This is a genomic window from Burkholderia sp. Ac-20392, assembly GCF_017104585.1.
Classification (GTDB): domain Bacteria; phylum Pseudomonadota; class Gammaproteobacteria; order Burkholderiales; family Burkholderiaceae; genus Burkholderia; species Burkholderia lata.
The window spans coordinates 1-21,660 of sequence record NZ_JAAGPB010000045.1; the positions used below are offsets into that span (position 1 = coordinate 1).

The window sequence follows — 21,660 nt, forward strand, 5'->3', positions numbered from 1 at the left end:
TCGCACGGTGGCGCCGCTGGGCGAGCCGGTCGCGCACAAGGAGGTTGCGTTCGGCGAAGAGATGGACATGGCCGCGATGATGAAGGGCGCGGCGCACGGTCGTCCGGCGGGCATGCGCTTCACGATCAACGGCGACACCTACGCGCCGCATCGCGCGACGCTGACGAGCCGCCGGGGCGACGTCGAGCGCTGGACGATCCGCAACGGCACCGACATGGATCATCCGTTCCACCTGCACGGCACGCAGTTCCAGGTGATCGAGCGCGCGTCGGGCGGTTCGCGCACGAGCGAACCGTTCCGCGCATGGCGCGATACGGTGAACGTGCGCAGCGGCGAAACCTTGACGATTCTCGTCACGCAAGACATGCCCGGTGAGCGCATGTTTCATTGCCACATTCTCGAACACGAGGATCTCGGCATGATGGGCACGCTGAAGGTCGTGTAACGAAGTGGCGATTATGTTTCACGCGTCGGATGAGAATCCGATTTGCGCGCGAGACAAGACAATGCGTGTTCAATTATCGGGATTGAACGAAAAGGCCGGCCAATCGATTATCGATTGGCCGGCCTCAAATAAAGAAACCCGGCGCAAACCATGCGCCGGGTTTCTTCGTCTGATATCCGGTGCCTTATGCGGCCTGGATGTTCGACGCTTGCTTGCCCTTCGGTCCTTGAACGACGTCAAAGCTCACCTTCTGGCCTTCCTTCAGCGTCTTGAAGCCATTCATGGTGATAGCCGAGAAGTGCGCAAACAGATCCTCACCGCCCTCATCGGGAGTGATGAAACCGAAGCCCTTCGCGTCGTTGAACCACTTAACGATACCAGTTGCCATTTCCTACTTCCCCTGTCACACAGTCGCTGCTACTTACCACGAGCACGCTCGAAAAGCTAAACGACCGGAAAATGCAGCCGTTCCCCCCTCACAAGCTCACCTCGGCCTCTTTCATTTTGCCAACCGGCAAATTGAAAAAAGTGCCAGCTTGATTGTTGGCGCTCTTTATTGGAGTGTCAAGTGGAATTTTTAGACGTTTAGAGGGACGTTGTAAAGAACCCATTTTCAGGGTTTTTCCGGCTTTGCTTAGCAGCACGCGGCCAAGCGCGAGGTCTTGAAAAGCCGCATAATCGGCTCATATACCAGGCTCGAGTGACACGCGTTCGAGTCGTCCCGGCTTGTGGGATACTGGATGCGGACACGACGTTCGGTGCCGTTCCCCCTGACGGTTCGTGTTCTGCGCCACGCGTGAAAGCCGGCACCGCAGCCGGCTTTCGTATGGCGCGAAGAAGATCGCGTGTTCCGGGATTCCGGGGAGGGCGCCGGCCGGTCGGTCGGGTAATGGCAGGATTGCGGGCCTGTCCGAGTTGTTTAGAATGGGTGTATGGCGATTATCCCGGACAAGCAGGACAGCACCGTCCTGGAACGCAAGCAGCAGAAGCTCAAGCCGCCTTCGATGTACAAGGTGGTGCTGCTGAACGACGACTTCACGCCGATGGAATTCGTCGTGATGGTGGTCCAGGAGTATTTCAAGAAGGATCGCGAGACGGCCACGCAGATCATGCTGAAGGTCCATCGCGAAGGGCGAGGGGTTTGTGGGGTCTATACGCGGGACATCGCGTCGACCAAGGTTGAGCAAGTCGTTACCCATGCGCGGCAGGCCGGGCATCCGCTGCAGTGCGTGATGGAGGAAGCATGATTGCCCAGGAATTGGAAGTCAGCCTGCACATGGCGTTCATGGAAGCACGCCAGGCGCGCCATGAGTTCATTACGGTCGAGCATTTGCTGCTGGCCCTGCTGGATAATCCGACGGCAGCCGAGGTGTTGCGCGCGTGCGCGGCAAACATCGAGGACTTGCGTCAGAACCTGCGCAATTTCATCCACGACAACACACCTACCGTCCCGGGCACCGACGATGTCGATACCCAGCCGACGCTCGGTTTCCAGCGCGTGATCCAGCGCGCGATCATGCACGTCCAGTCGACGTCGAACGGCAAGAAGGAAGTGACCGGCGCGAACGTGCTGGTTGCGATCTTCGGCGAGAAGGATTCGCATGCCGTGTACTACCTGCAGCAGCAGGGCGTCACGCGCCTGGATGTCGTGAACTTCATTTCGCACGGCATCGCGAAGACGAACAACGGCGAAGCCGCGAAGTCGGCCGATGCGAACGCGGAAAGCGAAGACGCGAATGCGCAGAAGGAAACGCCGCTCGCGCAGTTCACGCAGAACCTGAACCAGATGGCGAAGGACGGCCGCATCGATCCGCTGATCGGTCGCGAGCCCGAGGTCGAGCGCGTGGTCCAGGTGCTGTGCCGTCGCCGCAAGAACAATCCGCTGCTCGTCGGCGAGGCCGGCGTCGGCAAGACCGCGATCGCGGAAGGGCTCGCCTATCGCATCACGCGCGGCGAAGTGCCGGACATCCTCGCGAACGCGCAGGTCTACTCGCTCGACATGGGCGCGCTGCTCGCGGGCACCAAGTATCGCGGCGATTTCGAGCAACGTCTGAAGACGGTGCTGAAAGAGCTGAAGGAGCGTCCGCACGCGATCCTGTTCATCGACGAAATCCATACGCTGATCGGCGCGGGCGCCGCGTCGGGCGGCACGCTCGATGCATCGAATCTGCTGAAGCCGGCGCTGTCGTCGGGCACGCTCAAGTGCATCGGCGCGACCACGTTCACCGAATATCGCGGCATCTTCGAGAAGGATGCGGCGCTGTCGCGGCGCTTCCAGAAGGTCGACGTGTCGGAGCCGACCGTCGAGCAGACGGTCGCGATCCTGCGCGGGCTGAAGTCGCGCTTCGAGGAGCATCACGGCGTCAAGTATTCGTCGGGTGCGCTGTCGGCCGCGGCTGAGCTGTCGGCGCGCTTCATTACCGACCGTCACCTGCCGGACAAGGCGATCGACGTGATCGACGAAGCGGGCGCCGCCCAGCGCATCCTGCCGAAGTCGAAGCAGAAGAAGACGATCGGCAAGAGCGAGATCGAGGAAATCATCTCGAAGATCGCGCGCGTGCCGCCGCAGAGCGTGTCGCAGGACGATCGCAGCAAGCTGCAGACGCTCGACCGCGACTTGAAGAGCGTCGTGTTCGGCCAGGATCCGGCGATCGACGCACTGGCTGCCTCGATCAAGATGGCGCGCGCGGGCCTCGGCAAGATGGACAAGCCGATCGGCGCGTTCCTGTTCTCCGGCCCGACGGGCGTCGGCAAGACCGAAGTGGCGCGCCAGCTCGCGTTCACGCTCGGCATCGAGCTGATCCGCTTCGACATGTCGGAATACATGGAGCGTCACGCGGTGAGCCGCCTGATCGGCGCGCCGCCGGGCTACGTCGGGTTCGACCAGGGTGGCCTGCTGACCGAAGCCGTCACGAAGAAGCCGCACTGCGTGCTGCTGCTCGACGAAATCGAGAAGGCGCATCCGGACATCTTCAACGTGCTGCTGCAGGTGATGGACCACGGCACGCTGACGGACAACAACGGCCGCAAGGCGGATTTCCGCAACGTCATCATCATCATGACGACGAACGCCGGCGCCGAGTCGATGCAGAAGGCGACGATCGGCTTCACGACGCGCCGCGAGACGGGCGACGAGATGACCGACATCAAGCGCCTGTTCACGCCGGAGTTCCGCAACCGCCTGGATTCGATCATCAGCTTCCGCTCGCTCGATGAGGAAATCATCATGCGCGTGGTCGACAAGTTCCTGATCCAGCTCGAGGAACAGCTGCACGAGAAGAAGGTCGACGCGCTCTTCACCGACGCGTTGCGCAAGCATCTCGCGAAGCACGGCTTCGACCCGCTGATGGGCGCGCGGCCGATGCAGCGGCTGATCCAGGACACGATCCGGCGCGCGCTGGCCGACGAGCTGCTGTTCGGCAAGCTCGTCAACGGCGGCCATGTGACGGTCGATGTCGACGAAAGCGACAAGGTGCAGTTGTCGTTCGACAAGCTGGCGAATCCGCCGCACAAGCCGAACGAAGAGGCGGTCGAAGTCGAGTAAGCGATAATCGGGTAGTTCATGCGAACGGCGCGGGATGTTTTCCGCGCCGTTTCGTTTTATCTGGCGCCGGCGGCGCGATGGTGGTGCAGGGGAGTGGCAACGCAGTGACACAACAACAACGGTCGTTCGACGACATCGTCGCGCGCGAACAGGGTTTGCGCCATGCGCTGACATCGGGGCAGATGGCGATGATCGCGATCGGCGGCGCGATCGGCACAGGGCTGTTCCTCGGCAGCGGGTTCGCGATCGGGCTCGCCGGCCCGAGCGTACTGGTTTCGTACGCGATCGGCGCGCTGATCGCGCTGCTGCTGATGGGCGCGCTCGCGGAAATGACGGTCGCGCATCCGACGGCCGGGTCGTTCGGTGCGTATGCCGAGCACTATGTCGGCCCGCTGGCGGGCTTCCTGGTGCGCTATGCGTACTGGTTTGCGGTCGTGTTCGCGATCGGTACCGAGATCAGCGCGATCGCCGTGTTCATGAAGTACTGGTTCCCGGCCGTGCCCGGCTGGTACTGGGTGATCGGCTTCTCCACGCTGCTGATCGCCGTGAACCTCGCGAGCGTCACACTGTACGGCACGGTCGAATACGCCTTCTCGCTGCTGAAGATCGCGGCGATCGTCGTGTTCATCGTGCTCGGCGCCTACCTCGTGTGGTCGGCGCCGGCCGCATCGGGCGTCGGCTTTGCGAACTACACCGCGCACGGCGGCTTCATGCCGAAAGGGCCGTGGGGCACCTGGGTCGCGGTGATCGTCGCGATCTTCAGCTACATGAGCATCGAAGCCGTCGCGATCGCGGCCGGCGAGGCGCGCGATCCGCAGCACGCAGTTACGCGCGCGTTCCGCTCGACCGTGTTCCGGCTCGTGCTGTTCTACCTGCTGACGCTGTCGCTGATGCTCGCGATCGTGCCTTGGACGCAGGCCGGCACCGACGAAAGCCCGTTCGTGAAGGTGATGGCCGCGACCCACGTGCCGTACGCGGCAGGCGTGATCAACTTCGTGCTGCTGATCGCGGCATTGTCGGCGATGAACAGCCAGCTTTACGTGACGACGCGGATGATGTTCAGCCTGTCGCGCGCACGGCTCGCGCCCGCGGTGTTCGGCCGGCTCGGCACGAACGGCGTGCCGCGCGCGGCGCTGTGGATCTCGACGAGCGGCGTCGCGGTGGCAGCCGTGCTGGTCGCGCTGGCCCCCGACACCGCGTTCACCGTGATGATGGCGATCGCGATGTTCGGTGCACTGTTCACGTGGCTGATGATCTTCGTCACGCACCTGCGCTTCCGTTCGCAGTATCGCGGCCCCGCGCTCGCGTTCCGGATGTGGGGGCACCCGTTCGGCAGCCTGCTCGGTGCGGGCCTGGTCGCGGCGATCCTGTTCACGACCGCGTTCACGCGCGAATTCCGGATGACGATGGTGGTTGGCGTCGTGTTCGCCGTGCTGCTGACGCTCGCGTACGCGCTGCATTACCGACACCAACACGCGCGTTGATCGCCACGGCGTGGCCTGCCCATGCCGCTTCCCTGTTCGCTAAGGTTCCGTTAAGCCCGTGGCGACTACATTCGATCCTGTCTGCAAGGCAGGCCGGCCCGCGCCGGTCCGCCGCTTTCCTGCAAAAGGGGTTCGAATGAACAAACTTCCCGAAATCACGCTCGCGTTCTGGATCATGAAGATCTGCGCGACGACGCTCGGCGAAACCGGCGGCGACCTGCTGTCGATGACGCTGAACGTCGGCTACGCGGTGAGCTCCATCCTGCTGTTCGGCTTCTTTCTCGTGACGCTGGGCGCGCAGCTCAGGACGACGCGCTATCGCCCGGCGATCTACTGGGCCGTGATCGTCGCGACCAGCACGGCCGGCACGACGATGTCCGACTTCATGGACCGCACGCTCGGTCTCGGCTATGCGGCCGGCTCGTCGATCCTCGTCGCGATCCTGCTGGCGATTTTCGCGGTGTGGCGCCTCAGCGGCGAATCGCTGTCGGTCGACCTGATCCGCACGCGCAAGGTCGAGCTGCTGTACTGGATCGCGATCCTGTTCTCGAACACGCTCGGCACCGCGCTCGGCGACTTTCTCGCCGACAGCTCGGGGCTCGGCTTCGGCGGCGGCGCGTTGCTGATCGGCGGGCTGCTCGCGGTGATCGTGCTGGCGCACTATTTCACGCGGATCTCCGGCGTGCTGCTGTTCTGGGCTGCTTTCGTGCTGACGCGCCCGTTCGGTGCGACGGTCGGCGACCTGCTGACGAAGCCGGTTGCGAAGGGCGGGCTCGCGCTCGGCACCGTCGGTTCGTCGGCCGTGTTGCTCGGCGTGCTGGTCGCGATGGTGATCTACGCGATCGTGGCTCAATCGCGGCAGCGCAATCTGACGCCCGCGCGGATCGCGCAAGCCGTCGAGGAATGATGGTGAAGGACAAGAAAAAGGGGCCGCGAGGCCCCTTTTTTTTTGTTGCGCCGTTCAGTGACGGCCGGTGCTGCCGAAGCCGCCCTCGCCACGATCGCTTTCCGCGAAGTCGTCGACGATGTTGAACTGCGCCTGCACGACCGGCACGATCACGAGCTGGGCGAGCCGCTCGAACGGATTCAGCACGAACTCGGTCTGGCCGCGGTTCCAGGTCGAGATCATCAGCTGGCCCTGGTAGTCGGAATCGATCAGGCCGACGAGGTTGCCGAGCACGATGCCGTGCTTGTGGCCGAGGCCCGAGCGCGGCAGGATCAGCGCCGCGTAGCCGGGGTCGGCGAGATGGATCGCGAGGCCGGTCGGCACGAGCGTCGTTTCACCCGGCTGCAGCGTGACCGGTGCATCGAGGCACGCACGCAGGTCGAGGCCCGCGCTGCCGGTAGTCGCGTAGGCGGGCAGGTAGTCGCGCATGCGCGCGTCGAGAATCTTCAGGTCGAGTTTCATGCGGTCGTCGGATGGGTCGGGAAGGGCGCGGCAGCAACGCTGCCGCGCAGGAGATCAGATCAGGCGGTTGTCGGGCAGGCGCTTCGCGATTTCCGCGACGAGCGTGTGCGCGAGTTCGTCCTTCGGCGCACGCGGCAGGCGCGTGAGGCCGGCGGCCTCGAACAGCACGACTTCGTTGTCGTCGCGGCCGAACGTCAACGGGCCGAGGTTGCCGACGAGCAGCGGCACGTTCTTGCGCTTGCGCTTCTCGTCACCGTGCACGTCGAGATCGCCGCTTTCGGCCGCGAAGCCGACGCAGAACGGCGGATCGGGCAGCGCCGCGACCGACGCGAGGATGTCGGGATTCTCGACGAACGCGAGCGTGGGCACCTTGTGGTCGGCCGTCTTCTTCATCTTGTGCTCGGCCGGCTGGGCGACGCGCCAGTCGGCGACCGCAGCGACCGCGATGAAGATGTCGGCATCGGCGACGGCATGCATGACCGCGTCGTACATCTGCTGCGCAGTCTGCACGTCCTGGCGGTAAACGCCCCACGGCGTGTCGAGCGCCACCGGCCCTGCGACGAGATGCACGTCGGCGCCGGCTTGTTGCGCGGCGCGTGCGAGCGCGAAGCCCATCTTGCCGCTCGAGCGGTTCGTGAGGCCGCGCACCGGGTCGAGCGGCTCGAACGTCGGCCCGGCCGTGATCAGCACGCGCCGGTGCGCGAGCACCTTCGGCGCGAAGTGCGCGACGATCGCTTCATAGATCGCCTCGGGTTCGAGCATGCGGCCGTCGCCGACTTCGCCGCACGCCTGCGCGCCCGAATCCGGGCCGAGCACTGACACGCCGTCTGCGCGCAGTTGCGCGGCATTGCGCTGCGTGGCCGGGTTCTGCCACATCTGGCGGTTCATTGCGGGAACGACGAGCAGCGGGCAATCGCGCGCGACGCACAGCGTCGACAGCAGGTCATCCGCGAACCCGTGTGCGAGCTTCGCGAGGAAGTCCGTCGACGCAGGCGCGATCACGATCGCATCGGCTTCGCGCGACAGGTCGATGTGCGCCATGTTGTTGTCGACCCGCGCGTCCCACTGGCTCGTGTAGACGGGCCGGCCCGACAGCGCCTGCATCGTGACGGGCGTGATGAACTGGGTGGCGGCTTCGGTCATCGCGACCTGTACGGTCGCGCCGGCCTTCACGAGCAGCCGCGTGAGCTCGGCGATCTTGTAGCAGGCGATGCCGCCCGTCAGGCCGAGAACGAGGTGTTTTCCTGCGAGTTCTGCGTGTGCCAACTCAGGCCTCCAAGGGTCAAACGGAACGGCCGGCGCGAAGCCGGCCGTCGACGCCGAGTATGCGCGCTTAGCGCGAGCCGCGCACGCGACGCAGTTCGTCGTAGATCAGCAGCACCGCGCCGACCGTGATCGCGGAATCGGCGAGGTTGAACGCCGGGAAGTGCCAGGCGCCGAGATGGAAATCGAGGAAGTCGATCACGTGGCCGTAGACGAGCCGGTCGATCACGTTGCCGAGTGCGCCGCCGAGAATCATGGCGAGCGACAGGCTGAACAGCCGCTGCTGGCCGTGACGCTTCAGCAGGAAGCAGATCACGAGCGTCGCGCCGATGCCGAGCGCGGTGAACGCCCAACGCTGCCAGCCGCCTGCGGTCGACAGGAAGCCGAACGCGGCGCCGCGGTTGTACACCAGCACGAGGTTGAAGAACGACGTCAGCTCGTGCTGCGCGCCGTACGCGAACGTTTTCAGGATCGCGATCTTCGACAGCTGGTCGAACAGGATCACGATCAGCGAAATGCCGAGCCAGGGCGCGAGCGCGCCGCTGGCCGGTTTCGACAGGGTTTTCGCCATATTTAAGCAGCGCTCCGGATTTCGCCGTTTTCGAACAGGTTGGAGAAGCAGCGGCCGCACAGCGTCGGATGATCGGCATGCGCGCCGACATCTTCACGGTAGTGCCAGCAGCGCTCGCACTTCTGATACTTCGACGCGGCCACGTCGACGCTTTCCTGCGCTTCGTCGTCGACCTTGACGACCGTCGCAGCCGACGTGATCAGCACGAACTTGAGATCCTCGCCGAGGCTCGTGAGCGCGTCGTAGCGTGCGCCGCTCGCGTGCACCGCGACTTCGGCCTGCAGCGACGAACCGATGCGGTTCGCGGTGCGTGCTTCTTCCAGCGCCTTCGTCACGTTGCCTCGCACATCGCGCAGCAGCGCCCACTTCTCGATCAGCGCGGCGGAGCCGGCAACTTCCGGATACGCGTAGTAGGTTTCCGTGTAGATCGTGTCGCTGGCCGGCTGGAACACCTTCCACGCTTCTTCCGCCGTGAACGACAGGAACGGCGCGAGCACGCGCAGCAGGCCGTGCGTCAGGTGGTACAGCGCCGTCTGCGCGGAGCGGCGTGCGCGCGAATCGGCCGCGCTCGTGTACAGGCGGTCCTTCAGCACGTCGAGGTAGAAGCCGCCGAGATCTTCCGAGCAGTACGTCTGCAGCTTCGCGACGACCGGGTGGAATTCGTACTTCTCGTAGTGGCCGAGCAGCTCCGTCTGCAGTTGCTGCGAGAACGCGACCGCATAGCGGTCGATCTCGAGCCATTCCTCGACCGGCACCGCGTGCTGCGCGAAGTCGAAGTCCGACAGGTTCGCGAGCAGGAAGCGCAGCGTGTTGCGGATGCGGCGATAACCTTCGGTCACGCGCTTCAGGATTTCCTCGGAGATCGCGAGCTCGCCCGAATAGTCGGTCGAGGCGATCCACAGGCGGATGATTTCCGCGCCGAGGCGGTTCGCGACTTCATGCGGGTCGATGCCGTTGCCGAGCGACTTGCTCATCTTGCGGCCTTCGCCGTCGACCGTGAAGCCGTGCGTGAGCAGGCCCTTGTACGGCGCGCGGCCGTCGATCATCGACGCGGTGAGCAGCGACGAGTGGAACCAGCCGCGGTGCTGGTCCGAGCCTTCGAGGTAAAGGTCGGCCGGGAACTGCAGCTGATCCTTGTGCGAGCCGCGCAGCACGTGCCAGTGCGTCGTGCCCGAATCGAACCACACGTCGAGCGTGTCGCGGTTCTTTTCGTACAGGTTCGCGTCGTCGCCGATCAGCTCGCGCGGGTCGAGCGTCTGCCATGCCTCGATGCCCGACTGCTCGACGCGCTTCGCGACTTCCTCGAGCAGCTCGAGCGTGCGCGGATGCAGCTCGCCGGTTTCCTTGTGCACGAAGAACGCCATCGGCACGCCCCACTGGCGCTGGCGCGACAGCGTCCAGTCAGGACGGTTCGCGATCATGCTGAACAGGCGCTGCTTGCCCCACGACGGGTAGAACGCGGTCGCGTCGACGCCTTCGAGCGCCGTTTCGCGCAGCGTCTTGCCGCCGTCGCGCGGCGTGACGTCCATGCCCGCGAACCACTGCGACGTCGCGCGGTAGATGATCGGCGTCTTGTGGCGCCAGCAATGCATGTAGCTGTGCGTGTACTTCTCGCTGCGCAGCAGCGAGCCGGCCGCGTTCAGCGCCTCGACGATCTTCGGGTTCGCGTCCCAGATCGACAGGCCGCCGAACAGCGGCAGCGATTCGATATAGCGGCCATCACCCATCACCGGGTTGATGAAGTCCGAGTCGGTCATCCCGTGCGCCTTGCAGGACACGAAGTCCTCGATACCGTACGCGGGCGACGAGTGCACGACGCCGGTACCCGTGTCGGTCGTCACGTAGTCGCCGAGGTAGACGGGCGCGGTGCGCTTGTAGCCGGGGTGAGCCGACGCGAGCGGGTGGTGGAAGCGCAGGCCCGCGAGCTTCACGCCCGGCGCGGTTGCGACGACGCGGCCGGTCAGCTTGAAGTCGGTCATGCAGGCTTCGACGCGCTCTTCCGCGATGATCAGCAGCCCGCGCTCGGTGTCGACCAGCGCGTAGACGATTTCCGGATGGAGGTTCAGCGCCTGGTTCGCCGGGATCGTCCACGGCGTGGTGGTCCAGATCACGATGCCGCCTTCGGCGCGCGGCAGCGCCGGCAGGCCGAACGCCTGCGCCGTCTTTTCCGGTTCCGCGAACGCGAACATCACGTCGATCGTCGGATCGGTGCGGTCCTTGTACTCGACTTCCGCTTCCGCGAGCGCCGAGCCGCAGTCGAAGCACCAGTTCACCGGCTTCAGCCCGCGATACACGTAGCCCTTCTCGATGATCTTGCCGAGCGCGCGGATCTCTTCCGCCTCGTTGACGAAGTTCATCGTCTTGTACGGGTTGGCCCAGTCGCCGAGCACGCCCAGGCGCTTGAAGCCGACCTTCTGCTTCTCGATCTGCTCGGTCGCGTACGTGCGCGCCTTGCTCATCACTTCGGCCGCCGGCAGCGACTTGCCGAACTGCTTCTCGATCTGGATTTCGATCGGCATCCCGTGGCAATCCCAGCCCGGCACGTACGGTGCGTCGAAGCCGGCCATGTTGCGCGACTTGACGACGATGTCCTTCAGGATCTTGTTGACGGCGTGGCCGAGGTGGATGTCGCCGTTCGCATACGGCGGGCCGTCGTGCAGGATGAACTTCGGACGGCCGGCGCTGGCCGCGCGGATCTTCTCGTAGATGCCGCGCTCCTCCCATTCCTTGACCCACTGCGGCTCGCGCTTGGGCAGGTCGCCGCGCATCGGGAACGGCGTGTCGAGCAGGTTGACCGGATACTTGGCCTGCGGTTTCGAATCGGCTTTCTTGTTGCTCATGATGGGATCGCTATCTAAATCTCGAGGGACGCGCGAGCGTCGTGAATCGGGTATGCGCGCGACTGAGCGGCGCGAGGGTGCGGCGCGCGGCGCCGCCGTCCGGATCAGCTAATTCGGTCGGTGGCCGACGTCGAGAAGCCCGTGGCGCGGCTGCCCGGTGCACGGTCGCGCTCGATGAAGTACGCGCGTGCATTCGCGACGTCCAGCGCGATCGCGCGCGACAGCGCCTCGAGATCGTCGAATTTCGCCTCGTCGCGCAGCTTCTTCAGGAATTCGACGCGGATGAGCTTGCCGTACGCGTCGCCATGCCAGTCGAGCAGGTGGACTTCGAGCAGCACGCGGCCCGAATCGTCGACGGTCGGGCGCAGGCCGAGGCTCGCGACGCCCGGCAGCGGGGCGGGGCCGAGGCCGTGCACCTGCACGACGAAGATGCCTGCGAGCGCCGGCCGCTTGTGGGCGATCGGCAGGTTCAGCGTCGGGAAGCCGAGGTCGCGGCCGAGCTTCAGCCCGTGCGCGACGTGGCCGCTGATCGCATAGCCGTGGCCGAGCGCCTGCGCGGCCGCATCGAGATCGCCGGCCGCGAGCGCGGCGCGCACGCCCGAGCTCGAGATGCGCGTGCCGTCGCTGCCGGCCACCGTCCCCATCTGCTCGACCTCGAAGCCGTACTGCGCGCCGGCCGCCTGCAGCGTGTCGAAGGTGCCCGCGCGTTTCGCGCCGTAGCAGAAATCGTCGCCGACCATCATCCAGCGCGTGTGCAACCCGTTCACCAGCGTGCGTTCGACGAACGCCTGCGGCGACTGGCTCGCGAACGTGTGGTTGAAGTGCTCGACGACCACGCGGTCGACACCGTGATCGCGCAGCGCCTCGAGCTTGTCGCGCAGCATCGCGATGCGCGGCGGCGCGCCGGCCGGGTTGAAGAATTCGCGCGGGTGCGGCTCGAACGTCATCACGCACACGGGCAGGCCGCGCTCGTCCGCTGCTGCGCGCACGCGCGCGAGCAGGGCCTGGTGGCCGCGATGGACACCGTCGAAGTTGCCGATCGTCAGCGCGCACGGGGCGCGGCTCTCGGCGTTGGGCAGGCCGCGGAAGACTTTCACGATAGCGGATGCAGCGTCGGGGAATGGGCGGTGGGGTGCCGCAAAGCAGAAGATTATAAACGTTCGGGCGGTTCGGCGGCCGAGAAGGGGGGAAACGCGGGGGCGAATGGTAAAATTCGCGGATGAAAAAACTCGTGATCCTGATTTCCGGTCGCGGCAGCAACATGGAGGCCATCGTCCGCGCGTGCGCGCAGGAACGCTGGCCGGCCGAGATTGCCGCCGTGATCGCCAACCGGCCCGACGCGGCCGGGTTGGCATTTGCCGCGTCGCACGGGGTGGCGACGGCGGTGGTCGACCACCGGTCGTTCGATGGCCGCGACAGCTTCGACGCGGCGCTCGCCGCCGAGATCGACCGATTCGCGCCCGATCTCGTGGTCCTCGCCGGCTTCATGCGCATTCTCACGCCCGCATTCGTCAGACGATACGAAGGCCGGCTGCTGAACATCCATCCGTCGCTGCTGCCGAGCTTCAAGGGCATTCACACGCACCAGCAGGCGCTCGACGCGGGTGTCGCGCTGCATGGTGCAAGCGTGCATTTCGTCATTCCCGAGCTCGACAGCGGCGCGATCGTCGCGCAGGGCGCGGTGCCCGTACGCGCGGGCGACGACGCGGCCGCGCTCGCGCAGCGTGTGCTGACGGTCGAGCATGTGCTGTATCCGCGCGCGGTGCGCTGGTTCATCGAGGGGCGTCTGCGCCTCGAGAACGGCCGTGCAGTGGTGGCGCCGGAAGAGGCGCGCTGGATTTTCGCGGATCAACCGCATACCGAAACGAGTGAGGGCGTATGAAACTGCACGGATTCCTGATCGGCCAGACCGAGACTTTGCTGGCGGAGGTGCTGAAGTTCGCCGGCCCCGCCGATGCGACGACGAGCCGGTTCTTCCGCGCGCATCCGAAGCTCGGGCATGCCGAGCGCGGCGTGATCGCCGAGGCCGTGTTCGCGGTGCTGCGCCGGAAGATGGAGTTTTCGCACCTTGCCGAGAGCGGCACGGGCACGCCGGCGCGGCGCCTCACGCTGCTCGGCCTGATGCAGACGGCCGGCCGCAATGCGCTGAAGCCGTTCCTGTCCGACACCGAGTCCGCATGGCTCGAGCACGTGTCGAAGATCGACCCGGCGAGCCTGCCGGTGCGCATTCGCACGAACCTGCCCGACTGGATCCACCAGGCATTGTCGGCCCGTTTCGACGCCGACGAGCTCGCGCAGCTCGCGGCTGCGCTGAACTACCCGGCGCCGCTCGACCTGCGTGCCAATGTGCAGAAGGCCAGCCGTGATCAGGTCATCGACGGGTTGCGCGCGGAAGGCATCGATGCGGGCGCGACGCCGTTTTCGCCGTTCGGCGTGCGCGTGGTCGGCAAGCCGGCGCTGACGCGCCTGAGGCTGTTCGAGGAAGGCGCGATCGAGGTGCAGGACGAAGGCAGCCAGCTGCTGTGCTCGCTGGTCGCGCCGCGTCGCGGCGAGATGGTCGTCGATTTCTGCGCGGGCGCGGGCGGCAAGACGCTCGCGCTGGGCGCGATGATGCGCTCGACCGGGCGCCTCTATGCGTTCGACGTGTCGGAAAAGCGCCTCGCGAAGCTGAAGCCGCGCCTCGCGCGCAGCGGGCTGTCGAACGTGAACCCGGTGCTGATCGACAGCGAACACGATGCGAAGATCAAGCGGCTCGCCGGCAAGATCGACCGCGTGCTGGTCGACGCGCCGTGCAGCGGCCTCGGCACGCTGCGCCGCAATCCCGACCTGAAGTGGCGCCAGACGCGCACGGCGATCGACGAGCTGACGCCGAAGCAGGCGTCGATCCTCGCGAGCGCCGCGCGTCTCGTGAAGAAGGGCGGCCGGCTCGTCTACGCGACCTGCAGCGTGCTCGACGCCGAGAACGAACGCATCGTCGAACAGTTCCTGGCCGATCATCCCGATTTCGTGCTGGTGCCAGCGCAACAGGTACTGGCCGACCAGCGCATCGAGCTCGAGACGGGCGACTACCTGTCGCTGTGGCCTCACCGCCACGCGACCGACGGCTTCTTCGCCGCGGTGCTCGAACGGCGCGCTGCGCAGTAACGGCGGGCCGGACGGACGATGGAGAATCTGCAGAGCCGCCTGCTGTCGCACCGGCTGGCATCGGTCATCCGCGATTTCCACCAGCCGGTGATGATCTGGCAGGCGGCGATCCTCATCGGTGCGCTGTGCTTCGCCTGGGTGGCCGCGCGCTTCGTGCACGGCCGGATCGACGCGCGCCGCCGGGCGGCCGGACGGGCGCCCGGCGCGGGCGCGCAAAGCCTGAAGCGCGCGTTGTTCCCGCTGTTCGGCAGCGTGTTCGTGGGCGGCGCGCAGCTCGCGTTCGACCCGTTCATGTCGACGTCGCTGCTGTCGCTCGCGCTCGTGCCGCTGTTCGGCATCGGGCTGATCTACGTGCTGTTCTTCTTTGCGCGGCGCGTGTTCGCGCGCGACGGCCACACGCATGCGTGGCTGTCGATCGTCGAGAAGATCGTGTCGACCGTCGTGTGGGCCGCGATGGTGCTGACGGTGCTCGGCATCCAGCGTGACGTGCTCGGCTGGCTCGACAGCGTGCAGTTCCGTGTCGCCAATGCGCACCTCACGCTGCTGTCGGTGATCTCCGGCGCGCTGTGGGTGTGCGTGACGCTGATGGTCGCGATGTGGCTCGGCTCGGTGCTCGAGGATCGCCTCACGCGCGCGACCACGCTCGACGCGAACCTGAAGGTCGTGCTGTCGCGGGTCGGCCGCGCGCTGCTCGTGTTCGCGGCGATCCTGATCGGGCTGTCGCTGGTCGGCATCGATGTGACGGTGCTCGGCGTGTTCGGTGGTGCGGTGGGTGTCGGCCTCGGTTTCGGGCTGCAGAAGATCGCCAGCAACTACGTGTCGGGCTTCATCATCCTGCTCGACCGCTCGCTGCGACTCGGCGACGCGATCAGCGTCGGCGGGCTGCAGGGTGTGGTCACGCAGATCCGCACGCGCTACACGGTCGTGCGCGGTCTCGACGGCAACGAGACGCTGATTCCGAACGAAAAGCTGATCACCGACGTCGTGCAGAACCAGTCGTCGTACCTGACGCGCGGCTACGCGAAGGTCGCCGTGCAGGTCGCGTACACGAGCGATGTCGAGCACGCGCTCACGCTGCTCGCCGATGCAGCCCAGGGGGTGCCGCGCGTGCTGGCGGAGCCTGCTCCGACCCCGTATCTGGTGAGTTTCGGTGCGGACGGGATCGACCTAGAGCTCGGTTTCTGGATCGAGGATTCCGCGAAAGGCACGTCCGGCGTGCGTTCGAGCGTGAACCGCAACATTTGGCGGCTGTTCAGCGAGCACGGAATTTCGATTCCGTTCCCGCAGCGCGAAGTGCGCGTCGTCGGGTTGCCCGACGGCTTTCCCGCCGCGGGCGCGGCGGCCGGCAACGGCGCGGTGGACGGGCACGCGCCGGCTGCGTGACGCGCGCCGGTTGCCAATCGTATCGACCCCGCGGTCGGAACCGGATCGCGGCCCTTTCCAAGTCCGCCCATGGACTGGGTTTGTTGCGTCAGGGCAAGAAAATATTCATTTTTTACAAAGACTTGGAACGGTTGAAGTAAAATTCTGGTCTACACGCGGTATGCTTTCATTTTTCTGACGCTTGGCGCGGGCCGGCGTCGCTCTCATCACAGGTAACTGCCTTGTTGAATTCCCTGCTCGATTTTCTTTCCCACGGGCTCCTGCATTTTTCGTGGTGGCAGGTCGCGCTGTTCGCGCTCGCCGTCACGCACGTCACGATCATCGGCGTGACGGTCTATCTGCACCGCTGCCAGGCGCACCGCGCGCTTGAGCTGCATCCGATCGCGAGCCACTTCTTCCGCCTCTGGCTGTGGATGACGACCGGCATGCTGACCGGCCAGTGGGCCGCGATTCACCGCAAGCACCACGCGAAGTGCGAAACCGAGGAAGATCCGCACAGCCCGCAGACGCGCGGTATCTGGAAGGTGTTCCTCGAAGGCGCCGAGCTGTATCGCGCGGAAGCGAAGAACGAAGAGACGATGCGCAAGTTCGGGCACGGCACGCCGAACGACTGGGTCGAGCGCAATGTCTATTCGAAGTACCCGATTCTCGGCATCAGCCTGATGATGGTGATCGACGTCGCGCTGTTCGGCGTGATCGGCCTGACCGTGTGGGCCGTGCAGATGGTCTGGATTCCGTTCTGGGCGGCTGGCGTCGTGAACGGCTTCGGTCACTTCTGGGGCTATCGCAACTTCAACTCGGCCGACGCGAGCACGAACCTGTTCCCGTGGGGCATCGTGATCGGCGGCGAAGAGCTGCATAACAACCACCACACGTTCGCGACGTCGGCGAAGCTGTCGAACAAGTGGTACGAGTTCGACATCGGCTGGATGTACATCCGCATCATGTCGGCGTTCGGTCTCGCGAAGGTGAAGAAGGTCGCGCCGACGCCGCGCCTGAACAAGCCGAAGACGGTGCTCGACCAGGAAACGCTGCAGGCCGTGCTGTCGAACCGCTACGAAGTGATGGCGCGCTACGGCAAGGCCGTGAAGCGTGCGTACCGCCAGGAGCTCGCGCACCTGAAGGAAATCGGTGGCGACAAGTACCAGATGATGCGCGGCGCGCGCAAGTGGTTCCACAAGGATGCCGACGGCCTCGACGAGCCGCAGAAGAAGCTGCTGCCGGAGATCTTCGCGAACAGTCAGAAGCTGCAAACGTACTTCCAGCTGCGCCAGGATCTCGCCGCGATCTGGGATCGTTCGACCGCATCGCGCGAACAGCTTCTCGCGCAATTGCAGGATTGGTGCCATCGCGCAGAACAAAGCGGCATCAAGGCGCTGCAGGAATTCGCGACGCGCCTGCGCCGCTACGCCTGATTCGAAATCGATTAGAATCTAAGGACGTCAAAAACCCCGCGTTGGCGGGGTTTTTTATTTGGTCCGCCGGTTTTTGAAGGGTGATCGGTAGGGCCAGATTTGTATGAGGCTTGGGGCAGCGGGGAAGTGTTGTTCCGGGGCGAGATCAGGGGATGGGATCGGGGTGGGCGCTAAAACGCTAGCTCGGGTCGACCGCGAAGCATGGGATCGGAGTAAGCGCTAAAGCGCTAACTCCGATCGACAGGAGATATGGAGATGCAATCGACGATCAAACCCGTCGAGTACGACCGGCCCGTTGCAGCAGGGACCGTGTGCGGCGTGGGGCAGGCCTGGGCCAAGGTGCCCGATGCACCGTCCGCCGAAGAGCGGGCCGCGCTGAAGGCGCGCATCAAGGCATTGCTCGTGCGTGAAAAGGCCGTGCTGGTCGCGCACTACTACGTCGACGCCGAGTTGCAGGAGCTCGCCGACGAAACCGGCGGCTGCGTTGCCGATTCGCTTGAAATGGCCCGCTTCGGTCGTGACCACGACGCGCAGACGCTGGTCGTCGCCGGCGTGCGCTTCATGGGCGAAACCGCGAAGATCCTGAGCCCGAACAAACGAATCCTGATGCCCGATCTCGATGCGACCTGCTCGCTCGACCTCGGTTGCCCCGTCGATGAATTCTCGGCGTTCTGCGACGCGCATCCGGACCGTACCGTCGTCGTCTACGCGAATACCAGCGCGGCCGTGAAGGCGCGCGCGGACTGGATGGTGACGTCGTCGATCGGCCTCGAGATCGTGGCCGACCTGCACGCGCGCGGCGAGAAGATCATCTGGGCGCCGGATCGCCATCTCGGTAGCTACATCCAGAAGAAAACCGGCGCGGACATGCTGCTGTGGCAAGGCTCGTGCCTCGTTCACGACGAATTCAAGGGCATCGAGCTCGACCTGCTGCGCGCCGAGTATCCGGATGCGAAGGTGCTCGTCCACCCCGAATCGCCGGAAAACGTCGTCGCGCAGGCCGATGTGGTCGGCTCGACCACGCAGCTGATCGACGCAGCGGTCAAATTCGACGCGACACGCTTCATCGTTGCGACCGATCTCGGCATCCTGCACAAGATGCAGCTTGCGGCACCCGGCAAGACCTTCATCGCCGCGCCGACGGCCGGCAACAGCGCGACTTGCAAGAGCTGCGCGCACTGCCCGTGGATGGCGATGAACGGCCTCGCGAACCTCGCTGACGTGCTCGAACGCGGTCACAACGAGATCTTCGTCGATCCCGCGATCGGCGAGCGCGCACGCCTGCCGATCGACCGGATGCTCGAATTCGCAGCCGCGCACAAGAAGCGCGTGCAGGCGAGCGGCGATCTGCAGCGTGACCAGCAACTGTTTGCGAACGTGGGGGCTGCATAATGAATAGCCCCCACGCTCACGTTCGTTCGATGCCCCCCGAGGGGGCGGCCACCTTCCTTGGGGGCGGCCCGGCGGAAGGCGGCGCGAACTCGGCAGTATCCCCGCTGTTCAACCTCGTGCGCGAGCAATACGGCGCGGCATTCGACGACGCGATCGCGCGCAACGTGGCCGATGCCATCGCGGAAGACGTCGGCACCGGCGACCAGACCGGCCGGCTCGTGCCGGCAGGCGATCGTCGCCGTGCACGCATCATCGTGCGCGAGGAAGCCGTGCTCTGTGGTGTGCCGTGGTTCGAGGCCGTGATTGCCCGGATCGATCCGGCGATCGTCGTGCAATGGCGCTATCGCGAAGGCGACCGGATGACGCCCGATTCGACCGTCTGCGAACTCGAAGGGCCGGCGCGCGCGCTGCTGACGGCCGAGCGCAACGGGCTGAACTTCCTGCAACTGTTGTCGGGCGTCGCGACCGCGACGCGTCGCTACGTCGATCGCGTCGAAGGCACGCGCACGAAGATCCTCGATACGCGCAAGACGCTGCCGGGCCTGCGGCTAGCGCAGAAGTACGCGGTGCGTGTCGGCGGCGGCGAGAACCAGCGTCTCGCGCTGTATGACGGCATCCTGATCAAGGAAAACCACATCGCAGCGGCAGGCGGTGTCGGCGAGGCGCTCGACGCGGCGTTCGCGCTCGAGTCGGGCGTGCCCGTGCAGGTCGAAGTCGAGACGCTCGCGCAACTCGATACGGCGCTCGCGCATCGCGCGCAGTCGGTGCTGCTCGACAACTTCACGCTCGACATGATGCGTGAAGCGGTGCGCGTGGCGAACGGCCGGGCCGTGCTCGAAGTGTCGGGCGGCGTCAATTTCGATACGGTGCGTGCGTTCGCGGAAACGGGGGTCGACCGCATCTCGATCGGCGCGCTGACGAAGGACGTGCGCGCGACGGACTATTCGATGCGGATCGTCGACTGACCGAACGCCGTCGATCAGACAAAAAAGCCGTTGGCGTGCAAACGCCAACGGCTTTTTTCCTGTGCGGCCGCAGCCGGGAGGGGCGTGCCGCTCAGCGACGCGCGCGCGGCGTGAGCACGCTCGGCAGCGCCTTCGGCAGCGAGTTCGGCCAGTCGCGGCTGTAGTGCAGCCCGCGGCTTTCGCGGCGGGAGTGCGCGCTCTTCACGATCAGCGTCGCGACGTCGACGAGGTTGCGCAGTTCGAGCAGGTCGCGCGTCACGCGGAAGTTCGCGTAGTACTCCTGGATCTCGTCGCGCAGCAGCGACAGCCGGTGCTTCGCGCGTTCGAGGCGCTTGTCGGTGCGCACGATGCCGACGTAGTTCCACATCAGGCGGCGCAGCTCGTCCCAGTTGTGCGCAACGACGACTTCCTCGTCCGCATCCGACACGCGGCTTTCGTCCCACGCGGGCAGCGTGGCCGGCGTTTCGGCATCGAAGCCGGCTGCCTCGATCGCTTCGGCTGCCGCGCGGCCGATCACCAGGCATTCGAGCAGCGAGTTGCTCGCGAGCCGGTTTGCGCCATGGAGCCCCGTGTACGACGTTTCGCCGACCGCATACAGGCCCGTGAGATCGGTGCGCCCGGCGAGGTCGGTGACGACGCCGCCGCACGTGTAGTGTGCAGCCGGCACGACGGGAATCGGCTCTTTCGCGATGTCGATGCCGAATTCGAGGCAGCGCGCGTGGATCGTCGGGAAGTGTTCGCGCAGGAACGCTTCCGGCTGGTGGCTGATGTCGAGATACACGCAGTCGATCCCGCGCTTCTTGATCTCGAAGTCGATCGCGCGCGCGACGATGTCGCGCGGTGCGAGTTCGGCGCGCGGATCGTGCGCGGGCATGAAGCGCGTGCCGTCGGGTAACTTCAACAGGCCGCCTTCCCCGCGTACGGCTTCGGAAATCAGGAACGACTTCGCATACGGATGGAACAGGCAGGTCGGGTGGAACTGGATGAATTCCATGTTCGACACGCGGCAGCCCGCACGCCACGCCATCGCGATGCCGTCGCCGGTCGCGGTGTCGGGGTTCGTCGTGTACAGGTAGACCTTGCCGGCGCCGCCCGTTGCGAGCACCGTATGCGGCGCCTCGATCGTGATCGTACGGTCGTTGTCGACGTCGAGTGCGTACAGGCCGTGACAGCGGCGGCCGGGCAAGCCGAGCCGGTCCGACGTGATCAGGTCGATCGCGTGGTGGTTTTCGAAGAACGTGATGTTCGGATGCTGGCGCGCACGCGCCGACAGCGTGGCGAGCACCGCATGGCCGGTCGCGTCGGCCGCGTGGATGATCCGGCGGTGGCTGTGACCGCCTTCGCGCGTGAGGTGGAAGCCGAGCTCGGCCGCGTCGTCCTTCGTGAACGGGACGCCCTGCGAGATCAGCCATTCGATCGCTTCGCGGCCGTGCTCGACGATATAGCGCGTCGCAGCTTCGTCGCACAGGCCGCCACCGGCGACCAGCGTGTCGTCGACGTGGTTCTCGATGCTGTCCGCCGAATCGAGGACCGCCGCGATACCGCCTTGCGCGTTATCGCTCGCGCCCTCCATCATCGACCGTTTCGCGATCAGCGCGACACGTCGCGTGCTGGCCAGGTTGAGTGCGACCGACAGCCCTGCCAGGCCGCTGCCGACGATCGCCACGTCGAATTTCATGCTGCATCTCCATCGTTACGCTTTTGATCTTGTGCGTTCCGGCGGCCGTGGCCGCGGAAAGGGGAGAGCATACCGCGTCGCGCCGGAGCGTGCGCGCAAAACAAAAAGCCCCGCATGTGCGGGGCTTT

Annotated in this window: 18 protein-coding genes; 11 read left to right on the forward strand and 7 right to left on the reverse strand. The window is 65.6% G+C overall.

All coding sequences use genetic code 11. From position 1 onward, the window contains the following. Nucleotides 1–445: multicopper oxidase domain-containing protein (locus tag G3N99_RS08860; RefSeq protein WP_206122180.1), on the forward strand; the 445-nt coding region annotated here is incomplete at its 5' end. 184 nt (nucleotides 446–629) lie between these two features. Here G3N99_RS08860 and G3N99_RS08865 read toward each other — a convergent pair. Beyond that, nucleotides 630–833, reverse strand: coding sequence for a cold-shock protein (locus tag G3N99_RS08865; RefSeq protein WP_006478030.1), 204 nt, complete (start codon nucleotides 831–833; stop codon nucleotides 630–632). Nucleotides 834–1,377: 544 nt separating this feature from the next. Here G3N99_RS08865 and clpS point away from each other — a divergent pair. The 4 genes from clpS (at nucleotide 1,378) to G3N99_RS08885 (ending at nucleotide 6,380) form a co-directional block, all read left to right on the forward strand. After that, nucleotides 1,378–1,692 (forward strand): ATP-dependent Clp protease adapter ClpS, encoded by a 315-nt coding sequence (gene clpS, locus G3N99_RS08870; RefSeq protein WP_006398529.1) that lies wholly within the window; start codon nucleotides 1,378–1,380, stop codon nucleotides 1,690–1,692. Further along, nucleotides 1,689–3,989, forward strand: a complete 2,301-nt coding sequence (gene clpA / locus G3N99_RS08875) for an ATP-dependent Clp protease ATP-binding subunit ClpA (protein WP_174941508.1) — start codon at nucleotides 1,689–1,691, stop codon at nucleotides 3,987–3,989. The genes clpS and clpA overlap by 4 nt, the downstream gene beginning before the upstream one ends. A 104-nt stretch (nucleotides 3,990–4,093) precedes the next feature. Beyond that, complete coding sequence (locus tag G3N99_RS08880; protein WP_206122181.1) at nucleotides 4,094–5,473, forward strand: amino acid permease; 1,380 nt, start codon at nucleotides 4,094–4,096, stop codon at nucleotides 5,471–5,473. A gap of 136 nt (nucleotides 5,474–5,609) precedes the next feature. Next, the gene (locus G3N99_RS08885) at nucleotides 5,610–6,380 is read left to right on the forward strand and encodes a hypothetical protein (RefSeq protein ID WP_206122182.1); all 771 of its coding nucleotides are present in this window, start codon (nucleotides 5,610–5,612) and stop codon (nucleotides 6,378–6,380) included. A 54-nt stretch (nucleotides 6,381–6,434) separates the two neighbouring features. Here G3N99_RS08885 and dut read toward each other — a convergent pair whose 3' ends face one another. The 5 genes from dut to G3N99_RS08910 all read right to left on the reverse strand — a co-directional run bounded on the left by dut (nucleotide 6,435) and on the right by G3N99_RS08910 (nucleotide 12,652). Further along, entirely contained in the window at nucleotides 6,435–6,881 is a 447-nt protein-coding gene (gene dut / locus G3N99_RS08890; RefSeq protein WP_059531700.1) for a dUTP diphosphatase, read from the reverse strand. A 54-nt stretch (nucleotides 6,882–6,935) separates the two neighbouring features. Then, nucleotides 6,936–8,147: a bifunctional phosphopantothenoylcysteine decarboxylase/phosphopantothenate--cysteine ligase CoaBC gene (gene coaBC / locus G3N99_RS08895; protein ID WP_174941985.1), complete on the reverse strand. Its 1,212-nt coding sequence runs from the start codon at nucleotides 8,145–8,147 to the stop codon at nucleotides 6,936–6,938. 67 nt (nucleotides 8,148–8,214) lie between these two features. Then, a complete protein-coding gene (gene lspA, locus G3N99_RS08900; RefSeq protein ID WP_039368190.1) occupies nucleotides 8,215–8,715 on the reverse strand; it encodes a signal peptidase II in 501 nt (166 codons plus the stop codon). Between the two features lie 2 nt (nucleotides 8,716–8,717). Next, nucleotides 8,718–11,555 (reverse strand): isoleucine--tRNA ligase, encoded by a 2,838-nt coding sequence (gene ileS / locus G3N99_RS08905; RefSeq protein ID WP_174941516.1) that lies wholly within the window; start codon nucleotides 11,553–11,555, stop codon nucleotides 8,718–8,720. A gap of 104 nt (nucleotides 11,556–11,659) precedes the next feature. After that, entirely contained in the window at nucleotides 11,660–12,652 is a 993-nt protein-coding gene (locus tag G3N99_RS08910; protein WP_174983263.1) for a bifunctional riboflavin kinase/FAD synthetase, read from the reverse strand. Between the two features lie 122 nt (nucleotides 12,653–12,774). Here G3N99_RS08910 and purN point away from each other — a divergent pair, with 122 nt between their 5' ends. The 6 genes from purN (at nucleotide 12,775) to nadC (ending at nucleotide 19,854) form a co-directional block, all read left to right on the forward strand. After that, nucleotides 12,775–13,437, forward strand: a complete 663-nt coding sequence (gene purN, locus G3N99_RS08915; RefSeq protein ID WP_011352958.1) for a phosphoribosylglycinamide formyltransferase — start codon at nucleotides 12,775–12,777, stop codon at nucleotides 13,435–13,437. Continuing rightward, nucleotides 13,434–14,699 carry an RsmB/NOP family class I SAM-dependent RNA methyltransferase gene (locus G3N99_RS08920; protein ID WP_174941987.1) on the forward strand — a complete coding sequence of 422 codons (1,266 nt, stop codon included), beginning with the start codon at nucleotides 13,434–13,436 and terminating at the stop codon, nucleotides 14,697–14,699. Before purN ends, G3N99_RS08920 begins: the two co-directional genes overlap by 4 nt. Nucleotides 14,700–14,717: 18 nt before the next feature. Beyond that, complete coding sequence (locus G3N99_RS08925; RefSeq protein ID WP_174941989.1) at nucleotides 14,718–16,082, forward strand: mechanosensitive ion channel domain-containing protein; 1,365 nt, start codon at nucleotides 14,718–14,720, stop codon at nucleotides 16,080–16,082. A 221-nt stretch (nucleotides 16,083–16,303) separates the two neighbouring features. Further along, nucleotides 16,304–17,497, forward strand: a complete 1,194-nt coding sequence (locus G3N99_RS08930; RefSeq protein WP_174941992.1) for an acyl-CoA desaturase — start codon at nucleotides 16,304–16,306, stop codon at nucleotides 17,495–17,497. Between the two features lie 255 nt (nucleotides 17,498–17,752). Next, nucleotides 17,753–18,889 (forward strand): quinolinate synthase NadA, encoded by a 1,137-nt coding sequence (nadA, locus tag G3N99_RS08935; RefSeq protein ID WP_174941994.1) that lies wholly within the window; start codon nucleotides 17,753–17,755, stop codon nucleotides 18,887–18,889. 29 nt (nucleotides 18,890–18,918) lie between these two features. After that, nucleotides 18,919–19,854 carry a carboxylating nicotinate-nucleotide diphosphorylase gene (gene nadC, locus G3N99_RS08940; protein WP_206122183.1) on the forward strand — a complete coding sequence of 312 codons (936 nt, stop codon included), beginning with the start codon at nucleotides 18,919–18,921 and terminating at the stop codon, nucleotides 19,852–19,854. Nucleotides 19,855–19,945: 91 nt separating this feature from the next. Here the strand turns inward: nadC and nadB are convergent, their stop codons facing one another. After that, nucleotides 19,946–21,532 (reverse strand): L-aspartate oxidase, encoded by a 1,587-nt coding sequence (nadB, locus tag G3N99_RS08945; RefSeq protein ID WP_174941530.1) that lies wholly within the window; start codon nucleotides 21,530–21,532, stop codon nucleotides 19,946–19,948. Between the last annotated feature and the right edge of the window lie 128 nt (nucleotides 21,533–21,660).

Excerpts from the sequence above, each read along its gene's own strand:
- G3N99_RS08865 (WP_006478030.1), bottom strand. The coding sequence starts at position 833 with ATGGCAACTGGTATCGTTAAGTGGTTCAACGACGCGAAGGGCTTCGGT.
- clpS (WP_006398529.1), top strand. The coding sequence starts at position 1,378 with ATGGCGATTATCCCGGACAAGCAGGACAGCACCGTCCTGGAACGCAAG.
- clpA (WP_174941508.1), top strand. The coding sequence starts at position 1,689 with ATGATTGCCCAGGAATTGGAAGTCAGCCTGCACATGGCGTTCATGGAA.
- G3N99_RS08885 (WP_206122182.1), top strand. The coding sequence starts at position 5,610 with ATGAACAAACTTCCCGAAATCACGCTCGCGTTCTGGATCATGAAGATC.
- dut (WP_059531700.1), bottom strand. The coding sequence starts at position 6,881 with ATGAAACTCGACCTGAAGATTCTCGACGCGCGCATGCGCGACTACCTG.
- lspA (WP_039368190.1), bottom strand. The coding sequence starts at position 8,715 with ATGGCGAAAACCCTGTCGAAACCGGCCAGCGGCGCGCTCGCGCCCTGG.
- ileS (WP_174941516.1), bottom strand. The coding sequence starts at position 11,555 with ATGAGCAACAAGAAAGCCGATTCGAAACCGCAGGCCAAGTATCCGGTC.
- purN (WP_011352958.1), top strand. The coding sequence starts at position 12,775 with ATGAAAAAACTCGTGATCCTGATTTCCGGTCGCGGCAGCAACATGGAG.
- G3N99_RS08920 (WP_174941987.1), top strand. The coding sequence starts at position 13,434 with ATGAAACTGCACGGATTCCTGATCGGCCAGACCGAGACTTTGCTGGCG.
- G3N99_RS08925 (WP_174941989.1), top strand. The coding sequence starts at position 14,718 with ATGGAGAATCTGCAGAGCCGCCTGCTGTCGCACCGGCTGGCATCGGTC.
- nadA (WP_174941994.1), top strand. The coding sequence starts at position 17,753 with ATGCAATCGACGATCAAACCCGTCGAGTACGACCGGCCCGTTGCAGCA.
- nadC (WP_206122183.1), top strand. The coding sequence starts at position 18,919 with ATGCCCCCCGAGGGGGCGGCCACCTTCCTTGGGGGCGGCCCGGCGGAA.
- nadB (WP_174941530.1), bottom strand. The coding sequence starts at position 21,532 with ATGAAATTCGACGTGGCGATCGTCGGCAGCGGCCTGGCAGGGCTGTCG.